The 14,474-nt window shown below is 71.2% G+C and carries 11 protein-coding genes and 2 pseudogenes; 8 read left to right on the forward strand and 5 right to left on the reverse strand.

The window, feature by feature from the left end; all coding sequences use genetic code 11:
* Positions 1-150: 150 nt before the first annotated feature.
* Positions 151-546 carry a TOBE domain-containing protein gene (locus ACZ6AA_RS28655; protein ID WP_468483854.1) on the forward strand — a complete coding sequence of 132 codons (396 nt, stop codon included), beginning with the start codon at positions 151-153 and terminating at the stop codon, positions 544-546.
* Positions 547-575: 29 nt separating this feature from the next.
* Here the strand turns inward: ACZ6AA_RS28655 and ACZ6AA_RS28660 are convergent, their stop codons facing one another.
* Positions 576-2,318 carry a PucR family transcriptional regulator gene (locus tag ACZ6AA_RS28660; RefSeq protein ID WP_471460732.1) on the reverse strand — a complete coding sequence of 581 codons (1,743 nt, stop codon included), beginning with the start codon at positions 2,316-2,318 and terminating at the stop codon, positions 576-578.
* Positions 2,319-2,603: 285 nt separating this feature from the next.
* Between ACZ6AA_RS28660 and ACZ6AA_RS28665 the strand changes: the two are divergent.
* The 3 genes and pseudogenes from ACZ6AA_RS28665 to ACZ6AA_RS28675 form a co-directional block, all read left to right on the forward strand.
* A pseudogene (locus ACZ6AA_RS28665) lies at positions 2,604-2,993 on the forward strand (FAD binding domain-containing protein); the annotation flags it as partial.
* Positions 2,983-3,819, forward strand: a pseudogene (locus ACZ6AA_RS28670) (xanthine dehydrogenase family protein molybdopterin-binding subunit); the annotation flags it as partial. The pseudogenes ACZ6AA_RS28665 and ACZ6AA_RS28670, both read left to right, overlap by 11 nt.
* A gap of 121 nt (positions 3,820-3,940) precedes the next feature.
* Positions 3,941-4,534 carry an MBL fold metallo-hydrolase gene (locus ACZ6AA_RS28675; RefSeq protein ID WP_468456122.1) on the forward strand — a complete coding sequence of 198 codons (594 nt, stop codon included), beginning with the start codon at positions 3,941-3,943 and terminating at the stop codon, positions 4,532-4,534.
* Positions 4,535-4,580: 46 nt separating this feature from the next.
* Here ACZ6AA_RS28675 and ACZ6AA_RS28680 read toward each other — a convergent pair whose 3' ends face one another.
* The 4 genes from ACZ6AA_RS28680 to ACZ6AA_RS28695 all read right to left on the reverse strand — a co-directional run bounded on the left by ACZ6AA_RS28680 (position 4,581) and on the right by ACZ6AA_RS28695 (position 11,987).
* On the reverse strand, positions 4,581-5,771 hold the full coding sequence (locus ACZ6AA_RS28680) for a cation:proton antiporter domain-containing protein (RefSeq protein ID WP_468456124.1): 1,191 nt from the start codon (positions 5,769-5,771) through the stop codon (positions 4,581-4,583).
* Positions 5,772-5,833: 62 nt separating this feature from the next.
* On the reverse strand, positions 5,834-7,165 hold the full coding sequence (locus ACZ6AA_RS28685; protein ID WP_468456126.1) for a class I SAM-dependent RNA methyltransferase: 1,332 nt from the start codon (positions 7,163-7,165) through the stop codon (positions 5,834-5,836).
* Positions 7,166-7,503: 338 nt separating this feature from the next.
* Positions 7,504-9,552: an APC family permease gene (locus ACZ6AA_RS28690; protein ID WP_468456128.1), complete on the reverse strand. Its 2,049-nt coding sequence runs from the start codon at positions 9,550-9,552 to the stop codon at positions 7,504-7,506.
* A gap of 176 nt (positions 9,553-9,728) precedes the next feature.
* Positions 9,729-11,987 (reverse strand): MMPL family transporter, encoded by a 2,259-nt coding sequence (locus ACZ6AA_RS28695; RefSeq protein ID WP_468483119.1) that lies wholly within the window; start codon positions 11,985-11,987, stop codon positions 9,729-9,731.
* A 270-nt stretch (positions 11,988-12,257) separates the two neighbouring features.
* Between ACZ6AA_RS28695 and ACZ6AA_RS28700 the strand changes: the two genes are divergently transcribed.
* From ACZ6AA_RS28700 to ACZ6AA_RS28715, 4 genes are all read left to right on the forward strand, one after another.
* Positions 12,258-12,614 (forward strand): ArsR/SmtB family transcription factor, encoded by a 357-nt coding sequence (locus ACZ6AA_RS28700; protein ID WP_468456131.1) that lies wholly within the window; start codon positions 12,258-12,260, stop codon positions 12,612-12,614.
* Positions 12,611-12,850 carry a hypothetical protein gene (locus ACZ6AA_RS28705; RefSeq protein ID WP_468456133.1) on the forward strand — a complete coding sequence of 80 codons (240 nt, stop codon included), beginning with the start codon at positions 12,611-12,613 and terminating at the stop codon, positions 12,848-12,850. The genes ACZ6AA_RS28700 and ACZ6AA_RS28705 overlap by 4 nt, the downstream gene beginning before the upstream one ends.
* Before the next feature lie 156 nt (positions 12,851-13,006).
* On the forward strand, positions 13,007-13,675 hold the full coding sequence (locus ACZ6AA_RS28710) for a potassium channel family protein (protein WP_030357311.1): 669 nt from the start codon (positions 13,007-13,009) through the stop codon (positions 13,673-13,675).
* On the forward strand, positions 13,675-14,343 hold the full coding sequence (locus ACZ6AA_RS28715; RefSeq protein WP_030357312.1) for a potassium channel family protein: 669 nt from the start codon (positions 13,675-13,677) through the stop codon (positions 14,341-14,343). Before ACZ6AA_RS28710 ends, ACZ6AA_RS28715 begins: the two co-directional genes overlap by 1 nt.
* Positions 14,344-14,474 lie beyond the last annotated feature (131 nt).

Below are 14,474 nucleotides of genomic sequence, written 5' to 3' on the forward strand. Positions count from 1 at the left end.
CATGTCCCGTCGCCAGGACAGCACAAGTCGGGCGGCCGGGAGAGGCCGCGCCCGGGTGACCGGCGGCGCCGGGGAGCACACCCGGAACCCAAACGGAATCTTCAATTCCGCCCAGCGGTGGGGACGGTGCGCTCCCCGTAGAGTGCGGCTGTGCGGTCGTACAGCATTGGACAGGCAGCGGCGCTCCTCGGCGTGAGCGCGGAGACCGTCCGCCGGTGGGCGGACGGCGGTCGGCTGCGGATGGAGCGGGACGGCACGGGGAACCGGGCCATCGACGGACCCGCGCTCGCGGCGTTCGCGAAGGAGCGAGCCGCGGGACGGCATCCGGTGCCGGAAGGCGTGGCCACGTCCGTGCGCAACTCGTTCGCCGGGATCGTCACCGCGGTCCGCCTCGACGACGTGGCCGCACAGGTGGAGATCCAGTCCGGCCCGCACCGCCTGGTGTCCCTGGTGACGCGGGAGTCCGTGGTGGAACTGGGCCTTGAGGTCGGGGTGATGGTCACGGCCCGGGTGAAGTCGACGAATGTCCATGTCGATGTTTCCTGAGGCCGTGTCCCCCGCGGGCCGTTCGCGCCTCAGCGGCAGAGCAGGGCCGCCCGCAGGTCCAGTTTGTGGTCGAGGCGGGACAGGTCCCTGCCGGTGAGGGCCTCGACGCGCTGGATGCGGTAGTGGACGGTGTTCACGTGCAGTCGCAGGGCCTTGGCGGTGCGGGCCCAGGAGCCGTTGTGGCCGAGGAACACCTCCAGCGTCTCCAGGAGCACGCCGCGCGACGCCCGTGACTCGCCAAGGAGCGGGCCGAGGGTGCTGCTCCGGTACGCCGCCCGTACGTCGTCGGGGACTCCGGCGAGCAGCGCCTCCAGGGTGGAGAGGTCGTCGACGGCCGTGACGGCGGCGGCCTCCGGGCCGACGGCTCCCGACGCGACGGCTCCCGAGACGGCGGTCCGCGCTGCGGCGAGGGCGTAGCGGGCCTGGACGACGCCCCGGCCGAGACCGGCCGGGTCCGGGATCCGGGCGCTGACGCCCGCGTGCAGAGCGACGTCCGGCCGACAGGCCCGGAGCAGCGGCCACACACCCCTGAACCCGTCCCGGAGCCCGTCGTCGGACTCACGCGACTCACGCCCCTCACCCGCCTTGCCGTCGCCGTCGCCCCCGGCGTCGACCGGGACGATCGCGACCGCCCCGACGCCCGGGCGCTCCGCCACCGCGAAGGGCCCGGAGGTGAGGTGACGCGTGGCTTCGGCGAGGGCGTCGAGGGCGAGCCGGGAACGAGGCGGGACGCCCCCGGCGGCATGCGCGCCCGCCCCGTCCACCGGACCCCCGACTCCCGTACCGGTTCCCGCACTCCCAACTCCCGCACCGATTCCCGCGCCCGCACCCCCAACTCCCCCACCGGCCCCCGTTCCCGCACCCACCCCCGCGACCACCACCCGATAACTCCCCCGCCCCGGCAGCCCGCAGGCCCGCAGCGCGTCGGCCAGCGCGTCCGTGTCCGGTGCCCCGGCGTCCGCCCGGACGACCAGGTCGACGAGCGCCTCGTGGGCCCGGTCGCGGGCGGCACGGCGGCGGTCGTGGTGGTGGCGGTGCTGGGCGAGCACCTCGGCTATCTCGTGCACGACGCGGGGCGGCGCGGCGGCCGCGTCCGGCAGGTGCAGCCACCAGGCGTCGTACGCGGTGGCGTCGGCCTGGACGCGCAGCGTGGTGCCGGACGCGGAGTGCAGCAGCCGCACGGCCTCGTGGGCGGACAGGGCCGGGGCCGACGCGGTGCGGGCGACGGTGCGGCCGGTGCTGGTCAGCAGGTGGCAGGGCGGCGCGCCGAGGTGGGCGAAGGCGCTCTCCAGCAGCTCGGCCGGGCCCGCGCCGCGCTCCAGGAGACGGCCGAGTTCGCCGCGTACGTTCTCCGGCAGGGCGTGGTGGGACGCCGGGAGGCGGCTCAGATCCCCCGACTGCCGGAGGTACACCGCCTCGGTGACGGCGCGGAAGCTGGTGCGCGCGGGCACGGAGAACAGGGCCACACGGTGGGCGCGGCAGGCGTCGACGAGTTCGGCGGGGACGGCGCGGTCGCCCTCCTCACCGGCGAGGAGGGCGACCGCGCCGCCCGCGCTCAGGGCGGCGACGAACCGCTCGGCCTTGGCGCGGCCGTCGTCGGGGTGCCACCACACGAGTCCGGTGAGGACGATCTCGCCGGGCCGCAGAAAGCGCTCCGGGTCCTCCAGGTCGGTGGCGGTGACCCCTCTGATCTCCCGGCCGAGCAGGTGCTCGTCGGCCCAGACGAGCGTGATGCCGAGGCTGTCGAGCTGGCGGAGATGGTCGACGTGCATGCGGTGCTCCTTGCGCGGCTGCGGGACGGCCCGCATCTCACATTCACGAGGCGAATACGAGAAGCCTCATCGTAAATGCCCAGGTGTTCGAGCAGAACGCCTCTTGGTTGAACACACAAGGGGCGGCCTGCGGGTCCGGGGTTTTTCCGTGTACGGGACCAGTGGTCCGAGCCCCGTCGGGCGGGCTTCACTGAGGACAGCCGATGGCCGGAACACACGCCGCCCGTGGCCGGAAGGCGGCGGGCGGACGACAGGGGAAGCCATGAGCGCACGACAGGGGGAGCCGTGGATCTGAACACCATGCTCGACGTACGGGACGCGCGGCGCCGCGAACCCTGGCGGCCGGGCGACGCCTGGCTGGGCGGCGGAACGCACCTCTTCTCCGAACCGCAGCCGCACGTGCGCCGCCTCGTGGACCTGAGCCGGATGGGCTGGGAGCCGGTGACGCTCCGGCGGGACGGCGCCCTGGAGATCGCGGCGACCTGCACGATCACCGCCCTGTCCCGCTTCGCGGCGACCCTGCCGGTAGGGACGGCACCGCTCTTCCAGCAGTGCTGCCGCGCCTTCCTCGCCTCGTTCAAGATCTGGAACACGGCGACCGTCGGCGGCAACCTCTGCAACGGTCTTCCGGCCGGGCCGATGATCTCGCTGACCGCCGCGCTGGACGGCGTGTGTCGGCAACGGCACCACCACGGTCCACCAACAGATCACGGCGGGTGCGCTGCGCACCACGGAGGACCGGGTGACGATCCGCCAGTCGGACACAGATGTCGTACGCCATGACACGGGCGCCTTCGGCTCGACCGGGACGGTGGTGGCGGGCAAGGCGGTGCTGCTCGCGGCGCAGGCACTCGCCGAGCGCCTGCGCACGTTCGCGGCCCGGCACACCGGGGTGGCCCGGCACCTGTGCCACCAGGGCGCGGAGGCCTTCGACTGCGCGGGCCGCACCGTCACCCTCAAGGAACTCCACGAGGCGGCCCACGCGTGGGGCGCCGAGGTCGAGCTCTCCGCCGACGGCCACCGGGGCGGCACCCCGCGCTCGGTGGCGTTCAACGCGCACTGGTTCAAGGTGGCCGTGGACCCCGGAACCGGCGAGATCCGCGTCCTGCGCAGCGTGCACGCCGCGGACGCGGGCAAGGTGATGAACCCGATGCAGTGCCGCGGGCAGGTGGAGGGCGGTGTCGCCCAGGCGCTCGGCGCGACCTTCTTCGAGGAGGTACGCGTCGACGACCGCGGCGAGGTCACCACGGCCGCGTTCCGCCGCTACCGCCTGCCGCAGTACGCGGACGTCCCCCGCACCGAGGTCCACTTCGCACGCACCAGGGACGCCATCGGCCCCCTGGGCGCCAAGTCCATGAGCGAGAGCCCCTTCAACCCGGTGGCCCCCGCCCTGACCAACGCCCTGCGCGATGCCACGGGCACCCGGTTCACCACGCTCCTGGTGACCCGCGACCGGGTGTGGCTGGCGCTGACGGCACCCACGTCGCGGCTCGCGCGGTGACCTGGCCGTACCCCTGACGAGACTCGCCGGACACGAACCCCTGAAGCACTGGCACAAATCCTGCGATCACAGGCAGAACTGCCACTCGTGGGAGCTGACGGCACTCGGAAGGATCAAAGCCATGACGAACACACAGCTCGGCCGCAGCGCCACCTACACGATCCTGACCACCGGCTACGTGGGCTCCACGGGCCCCGGCGTCGCCGCCACCGTCTCCTACATCGCCGACGCGGGCCGCCACATCATCTTCGACCCCGGCATGGTCGCCAGCCGCGACGACATCCTCGGCCCCCTGGCCGAACTCGGCCTCGGCCCCGACGACATCACCGATGTCGTCCTCAGCCACCACCACCCCGACAACACCCTCAATGTGGGCCTGTTCCCCCAGGCCCGCATCCACGACCACAAGGTCGAGTACCAGAACAACACCTGGACGAACAGGGACGCCGAAGGCCACGAACTCACCCCGTCCCTCCGCCTGATCCGCACCCCTGGCCACAGCCCCGAGGACATCACCCTCCTCGCGGGCACGGACTCCGGCGTGATCGCCTTCGCGGGCGACCTCTGGTGGCACTCGGCAGGACCGGCGGACGACCCCGTGGCACCGGACCGCGACGTCCTGCGGGCGTCCCGCATCCGCGTACGCGACACGGCAGACGTGATCGTCCCGGGCCACGGCGCACCGTTCACGCCCGACGACACCACACCCCTCTAGCCACCCGAAAGCCGACGGACAACGAGGGCAGCCGTACGGAACCGAACTACTGCCGATACTTCCGCGCGGTCACGGGGGACCCGAGCCCATGCAGAGCGACGCTGCCGAGCACGGTGACCACCAGGGCCGTCAGCACAAGAACGGCGTCGTCATCGAGGCTCAGCTCGTTGAAGGCCAGCAGCCCGAACACGATGGACGTGGTCCCCCGGGGCCCGAGCGACCCGATGAGCAGCCCTTCCCTGACGGGGACGCCCGACCCGACGAGCGAAACGATCACAGGCACGATCCGCACCACGGTGAGCGCCGCCGCGCAAAACAGCACCAGCTTCCACTCCACCCCGCCCCAAAGGGCGAACACGGCAGTCGTACCGAAGACGAACCACATGACGACTCCGAGCAGAAACCCGACGTCATCGATGAGCTGCATCTCCCGCTGCGTGTCCTCGGTGCGCCGCACGGCGTGGAAGACGAACCCGCACAGGAAGGAGGCAACGAACCCGTTCCCACCGATCCCCACGGCACACCCGTAGGCCAACAACGGCGCCGCGACAAGAACCAACCGCTTGGCCTGCGCACTCATGAACCCGGCCCGCTCGGCCCGATTCACGGAGAACCCCAGCAGGGCCCCCAGCGCGAGCCCCACGAGAACCGCCTTCAGGGCCGAGGGCCCGGCCGTCCCGAGCGCGTCCCCCGGCGACCGCCCGTCCGAGGCGTGCCCCGCCAGGACCAACGCGAACAGAAAGACCGGCGACACGATCCCGTCGTTGTACCCGCCCTCCACATTGAGCACGTCCCGCACCCGAGCCGGCAGCCGCCGATCCCGCAGAATCGCCTGCGCGGGCGCGAAGTCACTGGGCACCACCACACAGGCGATCACCAACAACAACGGCCACCCGACCCCCGGCAGCAACCAGGCCCCCACCCCCACGGCAAAGGCCAGACTCAACGGCAACCCAACCAACAACACCCGCAACGCGGCCCCCGGATGCCGCCCCAACATCCCTCCACGAACATCAGCCGCATCAACGAACAACAACACAGCCAACGTGATCTCAGCCGCCCGCAAAGCCGCATGCGTATTGAGCGTCTCCCCCACGCTGTCCCGCACCGCAAGCCCGACCACCACCCCCGCCACCACCACAACAACCGGCGCGGTGAACCGCCACTCCTCAAACTTCTCAGCCAACAACGACCAGACGACGAGGGTGGCGGCAACAGCAATGATCGAGGCAATCACGCTGGGTATCGTCGCAGGCGAACCCCCTGCCACCGGGACGCCGCACGGGGCGAGCGGCCAGGTCAGCGACCCTTCGCGACGGGTTCAAGGATCGCGACGCACTCCACATGATGCGTCATAGGAAACAGATCGAACGCCCGAAGCATCCGCACCTTGTACCCGCCCTCCCGGAAATACCCCAAATCCCGGGCCAGCGCCGCCGGATCGCAAGCCACATAAGCGATACGGCGCGCGCCGAGGCCCGCCAGGTGGCGCACCGTCTGCTTGCCCGCGCCCGCGCGGGGCGGGTCGAGGACGATGACGTCGACCTCGGTGATGCCGGTGCGCGGGAGGACCGATTCGACCTTGCCCTGTTCGATGCGGACGCGGTCGAAGGCGGCGAGGTTGTGGCGGGCGTCCTCGACGGAGCGTTTGCCGGACTCGATGCCGAGGACGGCGCCCTCGTCGCCGACGCGGTCGGCGATGGCGCCCGCGAACAGGCCCACGCCGCAGTAGAGGTCGAGAGCCGTCTCGCCCTTGCGCGGGAGGAGGCCCTGCATGACGGCCGTGACCAGAGTGTCCGCCGCCTTGGGGTGGACCTGCCAGAAGCCGCCGTTGCCCACGCGGTACGTACGGCCGTCGGCGCGTTCGCGGACGAAGGGGCGGCCGTGGACCCGGTGCACCCCGCCGTCCTTCTCCTCCACGCGGAGGACGGAGACCGGCTTGTCCAGCTCGACCAGAGGGAGGCGCGCCCCGGGACGGGGCGTCAGGATCACCTGGCGGTCCTGCGAACCCGTCGCCGCGATCGCCTCGACCGACGCCATGCCGGGCCAGTCGCGCCGCTCGACGCCCAGTTCGGTGACGCCCTCGGCCGCGATCATGCAGTGGTCGACCGGCTCCACCTCGTGCGAGCGGTGGCGGCGCAGGCCCGCACGGCCGGTGTCGGGGTCGACGGCGTACTGGACGCGGGTGCGCCAGGACGGGACCTCCCCGGCCGGGAGCTTGTCGCCCTCGGCGGGCATGACCGTGCCGTCCCAGCCGGCCTCCTCGGGCGTGAGCCCGGCAAGCCGCTTCAGCTGTTCGGCGATCACCTCGCCCTTGAGGCGGCGCTGCGCGCCCGGCTTCGCGTGCTGCCAGTCGCAGCCGCCGCAGCGGCCGGGGCCCGCGTAGGGGCAGGGGGCCTCGACACGGTCCTTGGAGGCCTCCACCACCGTCACGGCGTCGGCCCGCAGGAAGCGCGCGCCCTCCTCGCCCTCGGTGACGCGCGCGACGACCTTCTCGCCGGGCAGCGCGTGCCGTACGAAGAGGACCTGGCCCTCGGCCGTTCGGGCGACGCAGTGCCCGCCGTGCGCGACCGGCCCGACCTCGACCTCGTACTCCTCGCCCACCAGTGAGTTCTTCGGTTCAGCCTGCATGGCGGGGTGACTCCACAACGTAAGAGGTAAGGGCGGTGGTCGACGACGTCGAGAACATCGAGAACATCGAGAACGTCGTGAAACACGGGCGCCCGGACGACAGCCCACCAGTCTACGTTGACCTTGCCCGGCCGCCCGCCAGGGAGGGCCCGCCCGGCGAGGCCGAGCCCCGTCGAGGGCCGAGCCCAGCCGAGGAGCGAGCCCCGTCGAGGACCGGGTCGCCCGCCAAAGAGGGCCCACCCGGCGGGGGCACGGGCCCCACAACCGGGAACGAGCCCCGCCGGGCTACAGGCCCCGCCAGGGACCAGCCCGTCCCCCAAGGAGCGCCCCGCGCCCCCTCACCCCTTCTTGCTCGTCTCCTTCGCCCGCTTCTCCACCGGCCCCCGCCGCACCGAGCCCGGCGCGTTCCACTCCTGGCGCCTGCGTGCCCGCCGCTTCGCGGCCTCGGAGGACTCCAGCTGGTAGGGGACGGAGGTGACCATCACGCCGGGGGTGAACAGGAGGCGGCCCTTGAGGCGGAGCGCGCTCTGGTTGTGGAGCAGGTGCTCGTACCAGTGGCCCACGACGTACTCGGGGATGATCACGCTGACCGCGTCGCGCGGGCTCTCCCGGCGCAGCGACTTCACGTACTCGATGACCGGGCGCGTGACCTCGCGGTAGGGCGAGTCGAGGACCTTCAGGGGCACGCTGATGCTGCGCCGCTCCCACTCCTCGCGCAGGGCCTTGGTCTCGGCCGGGTCGACGTTGACGCTCAGGGCCTCCAGGGTGTCCGTGCGCATCAGCTTGGCGAACGCGAGGGCCCGCAGCGTCGGCTTGTGGATCTTGGAGACGAGGACGATGGAGTGCACGCGGGAGGGGCGGACGCTGTCGTCGGAGGGGCCCTCGGCGGCAGCGATCTCGTGGGCGACCCGGTCGTAGTGGCGGCGGATCGCGGTCATCGTCGCGTAGAAGATGACCATGCCGAGCAGCGCCACCCACGCGCCATGCGTGAACTTCGTGACGAGTACGACGATCAGGACCAGGCCGGTGAAGAAGGCGCCGAAGGTGTTGATCGCCCGGGAGCGGACCATGTGGCGGCGCTTGCCCGGGTCGCGCTCGGTGGCCAGGTGGCGGTTCCAGTGCCGGACCATGCCGATCTGGCTGAGCGTGAAGGAGACGAAGACGCCGACGATGTAGAGCTGGATCAGGCGGGTGGAGTCCGCGCCGTAGATCCAGACGAGCAGCGCCGCGGCGCCCGCGAGGAGCACGATGCCGTTGGAGAAGGCGAGGCGGTCGCCGCGGGTGTGCAGCTGGCGCGGCAGGTAGCGGTCCTGCGCGAGGATCGAGCCGAGCAGCGGGAAGCCGTTGTACGCGGTGTTGGCGGCGAGGAAGAGGACCAGCGCGGTGGCCGCGGCCAGGACGATGAACAGGAAGCTGCCGTCGCCGAAGACCGCCTCGGCGACCTGGGAGATCACCGGGTTCTGGACGTAGTCGCCGCCGAGCGGGACGCCGTTGTCGAGGAGGTCCTTGGCGGGCTTCTCGGCCATGTGGACGTTGGTCGCCATGGCGAGGCCGATGATGCCGCAGAACATGGTGACGGCGAGCGCGCCCATCAGGGCGAGGGTCGACGCGGCGTTCTTTGACTTGGGCTTGCGGAACGCGGGCACGCCGTTGCTGATCGCCTCGACGCCGGTGAGCGCGGCACAGCCGGAGGAGAAGGCCCGCAGGAGCAGGAAGACCATGGCGAAGCCCGCGAGGCCCTCGTGCTCGGCCTTGATCTCGAAGTCGGCGGTCGGGGCCTTCATGGTGTCGTCGAGGATCAGGCCGCGGTAGGCGCCCCACGCGATCATGATGAAGACGCCCGCCACGAAGACGTACGTCGGGATCGCGAAGAGCTTGCCGGACTCCTTCACGCCGCGCAGGTTCATCAGGGTCAGGAGCACGATGACGCCGACCGCGCAGAGCACCTTGTGCTCCACGACGAACGGGATCGCCGAGCCCAGGTTCTCGATGCCCGAGGAGATCGACACGGCCACGGTCAGGACGTAGTCGACGAGCAGCGCGCTCGCGACGGTCAGTCCGGCCTTGGGCCCGAGGTTGGTGTTGGCGACCTCGTAGTCACCGCCGCCGCTCGGGTACGCGTGCACGTTCTGGCGGTACGAGGCGACGACCGTGAACATCAGCACGACGACCGCGACGGCGATCCAGGGGCTGAAGTGGTAGGCCGACACGCCCGCGACGGACAGGACGAGCAGCACCTCGCCGGGCGCGTACGCGACGGAGGACAGCGGGTCGGACGCGAACACGGGAAGGGCGATGCGCTTCGGCAGGAGCGTTTCTCCGAGCCGGTCGCTGCGCAGTGCGCGCCCGATGAGGATCCGTTTGGGCACGTCGGTCAGTTTGGACACGCAGAGGATCGTAAGCGCTGCGTCAGTGCGCCGCCCACCCAGTACCCCGGTCCTGTCAAGAGCTTCTGGCCAGAAGCTTAAAGAGATGTTCAAAAGGTGAGTGGGTGGACCGGGCGGTGTGCTCGCACCGTCCGGTCCACCCACTCAGCGTTCACTGCCGCGCGCCGCGTCCGCGCTCACCGCTCGCGGGCCGTTCCCGCCCCCGCCAGCGGCGACTCCGCGCTCTCGCCGGCCGGGGCCGCGTACCCGCGGGTCAGTCGCTCCTCGGCCCGCCGCACCGCCTTCGACGGCCACCACGTCGCCCGGCCGAGCAGCAGCAGCGCCGCCGGCAGAATCATGACGCGGATCACGAACGCGTCGAGCAGGACGGCCACCGCGAGGACGAAGCCCATCTGCTTCATCTCCAGGATGTGCAGCATCACGAAGCTGGCGAAGACGGTCACCATGACGACGGCCGCGCTGGTGACGACCTTGGCGGACGCCGCGATCCCGTCGATGACGGCCTGCCGGGTGGGCACGCCGTTCAGGGCGGCCTCGCGGATCCGGCTGACCACGAACACCTGGTAGTCCATCGAGAGCCCGAAGAGGATCACGAAGAGGAACAGCGGCACGCGCGAGGAGATGCCGTGCAGGGAGACGAAGGACAGCAGGTCCTCGGCCCACTCCCCCTGGAAGACGAGCACGAGCAGCCCGAGCGCGGACGCGGCCGACAGCAGGTTCAGGCCGACGCCGAGCAGTCCGAGGACGACCGACCGGAACGCGTACACCGTCATCGCGAACGTCATCAGGAGCAGCAGTCCGAGGACCAGCGGCAGCTTCTGGCTCTGGTGGTCCACGTAGTCCACGCCGCGCGGCACGTCACCACTGACGGCGGTCTCGACGCCGTCGAGCTTGCCGACGGTCGCGGGCAGGTAGTCGTCGCGGATGTGGTCGAGGGCCTGGACGGCCTTGTCGGAGTACGTGGCGTGCCGGGCGCCCAGGTCCAGGGTGCTGACGCGGCGGTCGGCGGAGGTCCTGACGGCGGGGCGGTCGTGGCGGGCGAGGAGCGGGTCGGCGGCGGCCTTGCGGTCGAGGGCGCGCAGGGCGTCGGTGACCTGCTGGGCCCGGCCGGGCTCGGACGTGACCACGACCTGGTAGCGGATGCGCAGGTCGGGGAAGGCGGCGAGCATTCGGTCGTAGCCCTGCATGGCGGGGATCTCGCGGGAGAAACTGTCCCGGGCCGGGTCCTTGAGCTTCATGGTCACGGCGGGGGCCGCGAGGCCGAGCAGGACCAGGACGGACAGGCACAGGGTGAGCGCGGGGCGCTTGCGGGCGGGGGTGAGCAGGGCGTTCCAGACCCGGCCCGGCTTCTTCTCGGCGTCGGACCGCACGGTCTTGCCCGCAGCCCGGCGCTTGTCCGCGCGGCGCTCCGCGCGCTTGCCGAGCTTGACGAGCATCGCGGGCAGCACGGTCACCGAGCTGATCACGGCGACGGCGACGACCAGGATGGTGCCGGTGGCCAGTGAGTCGAAGATGACGTCCCCGGCCAGATAGAGCGCGGCGGTGGAGACGATCACGGCGAGTCCGGAGATCACGATGGCGCGACCCGCGGTCGCCGCGGCGGCCTCGACCAGCGCCTCCGAGGAGAGCCTGCCGCCCGCGCGGGCCCGCTCCTCGCGTTCGCGCTTGAGGTAGAAGAGCGTGTAGTCGACGCCGACGGCCATGCCGATGAGCAGGATCATGTTCATCCCGACGCCGGTGTCGGGCAGCAGGTGCGAGGCGAGCATCGCCAGGCCCATGGTCGCCATGATCGAGGTGATGGCGAGCAGCAGCGGTACGCCGACCATCAGGACCGAGCCGAACACCAGGGCCAGCGTGATCAGCGTGACCGGCAGCGTGATCATCTCGGAGAACGCCAGGTCCTTGCCGCGCTGGTCGTTGACGCCCTTGCTCACGGACGCGGCGCCGGTCTCCTCCACCACGACGTCCGGGTGGGCCTTCTTCACCTTCTCGGTCGCGGCCTGGAGCGGGACGACGTTCTTCTTGCCCTCCTGCTCCGGCCCCTTCAGGGTGACGGGCACCCGGACGACCCTGCCGTCCTGCGAGCGGACCGGCGGGGCGACCTCGTCGACCTCGGGCAGGGCCCGCATGCGCCGGGTGACGTCACGGACGGCCGCGTCGGCGGCGCGGGGGTCCAGGCGCCGGCCCGGCTCGGCGCTGATGAGGATCTGCTCGAGCGGCTTGATCTGAAGGTCGCCCCGCGCCGCCATGGCCTCCGCGCGCCCGGCCTCGCCGACGCGGAAGTCCGCCGACGTCGCCTGATTCATCCCGGCCGTGATGCCCGCTCCCAGGCACAGCACGACGAACACGAACCAGCCGACGATCGCCCGCCACGGATGCAGCGCGCTCCACCGCGCCACCCGCACCGTCATCGACTTCCTCGCGCCGCGCCTCATGTCCGGCCCCCTCGCTGCCATAGCGACCCTCCCGTCCTCCATGTGTAAGTTGAGACTGACAGGTGAAGGTCTAAAGCGTCAACTGTCAGGATCGAACGAGGCCGGGTGCGCGAGCACGCGCATGAGGTCCCTGAGCAGGCGCACGGCGTCCGTGAGCAGGCACGCAGGAATGGAAGAGTCCGATCGACGGAGGGTTTGACAGTGGTTCAAGCCATGCGTAAGCCTTGGCCGACGGGTATCGGGACGGCGCGAAGGCGGGCCATGCAGGCCATGAACAGCGAGGAGCTGCTGGCCTTTCTGGCGGCCGTGGGCCACGCCCAGCGCATCCGGATCATCACGGAGCTGTCCACGGGCCCGCTGTACGTGAGCGAACTCGCCCGCCGCCTCGGCGTCTCCCGGCCCTTGCTCTACATGCACCTGGAGCGCCTGGAGAAGGCCGGTCTGGTGATCGGCAGGCTGGAGCTCTCCGACGACGGCAAGGCCCTGAAGTACTTCGAACTCGCGCCCTTTGACGTGCAGTTGAACGTCGATACGATTCTCGCGGCTGCCCGCCTCGACGGGGCGGACGCTCCACCGGACGGGACGGGCGAAGCCGGAAAGCACTCACCAAAGGGGACGCCCCAATGAGCGACGCGATCATCCCGATCGCTTTCTTCCTGATCCTTGCCGGCGCAATCGTGACGGTGGCCAAATTCCAGACGCAGCGCAGCCGTGAGCGTGACCTCGAGTACGCGCAGGCGATGGAGGGCTACCGCAAGGCGCTGGACTCGGTCACGGCCCAGCAGGAAGCCATACGGACCCAGCTCACCGAGCTGAACGTCCGGGTGCAGTCCATGGAGAGCATGCTGCGCGCCGTCGAGTGAGCCCCCGCCCTGGCCTGGACCGTCCCGCGGGATCCGACCCGGGTGAGGAAGCCGTTAACGTGGACTCGAGCAAACACGGGGAACATGCGAGGGCGAGAGTCATGAGTAGGGCATTTACGCAGGTCACGAGGGCCATGAGGAGCGCGGGGTAACGACGTGCACATCGTCATCATGGGCTGCGGGAGAGTCGGTTCCGCTCTCGCGCAGACCCTGGAACAGCAGGGGCACACGGTCGCCGTCGTCGACCAGGACCCCACCGCATTCCGCCGTCTGGGCTCCGGCTTCGGCGGCCGCCGTGTGACCGGCGTCGGCTTCGACCAGGACACCCTGCGCGAGGCCGGCATCGAGGACGCCGGTGCCTTCGCCGCCGTCTCCAGCGGCGACAACTCCAACATCATCGCCGCCCGGGTGGCCCGCGAGATGTTCGGCATCGAGAACGTCGCGGCCCGTATCTACGACCCGCGCCGCGCCGAGGTCTACCAGCGCCTCGGCATCCCCACGGTCGCCACGGTCCGCTGGACCGCCGACCAGATGCTGCGCCGACTGCTTCCGTCCGGCGCTGAGCCGCTGTGGCGCGACCCCACCGGCGGTGTGCAGCTCGCCGAGGTGCACGCGTCGGCCGCCTGGATCGGGCACAAGATCAGCCAGCTGCAGGAGGAGACCGGCGTCCGCGTCGCGTTCCTCACCCGGCTCGGCGAGGCGGTCCTGCCGACGTCGCAGACGGTGCTGCAGGAAGGCGACCTGGTGCACGTGATGATGCGCACCGACGAGGTCGAGAAGGTCGAGGCGGCGTTCGCCGAAGGCCCCGAGGAAGGCGGTCACTGATGAGGGTCGCCATTGCCGGAGCCGGTGCGGTGGGCCGTTCCATCGCCGGTGAGCTCCTGGAGAACGGGCACGAGGTCCTGCTCGTCGACAAGGCGCCGACGGCCATCTCCGTCGAGCGCGTCCCGCAGGCCGAGTGGCTGCTCGCCGACGCCTGCGAGATCACCTCCCTGGACGAGGCGGCGCTGCAGCGCTGCAACGTCGTGATCGCCGCGACCGGCGACGACAAGGTCAACCTCGTCGTCTCGCTGCTCGCCAAGACCGAGTACGGCGTCCCGCGGGTCGTCGCGCGCGTCAACAACCCCAAGAACGAGTGGCTCTTCAACGAGTCCTGGGGCGTCGACGTCGCGGTGTCCACGCCGCGGCTGATGTCCGCGCTCGTCGAGGAGGCCGTCAGCGTCGGTGACCTGGTGCGCCTCCTCCGCTTCAGCCACGGCGACGCGAACCTCGTCGAGCTGACGCTGCCGCCGGAGTCCGCCCTCGCGGGCACCCGCGTCGGCGACGTCCAGTGGCCCGAGGACACCTCGCTGGTCACCATCATCCGGGGTACGCGCGTGCTCGCGCCGACGCCGGACGACTCGCTCGAAGCGGGGGACGAACTGCTCTTTGTCGCCGCGCAGGCGCGGGAGGAGCAGTTGGAGGACCTGCTGTCGGTCCGTCGCGACGTCTAGCCCCTGGGCTCTACGCAGGTGGGGGGGGGGGGGGAGGGAGCCCGGGCCCCCCCCCCCCCCGCGGCACAACAAGGTTTTTTCCCCCCCCCCCCCCCCCCCCCCCCCCCCCACACCCCCACCCCCCACCCCCC

The organism is Streptomyces sp. NPDC040610 (assembly GCF_055594065.1).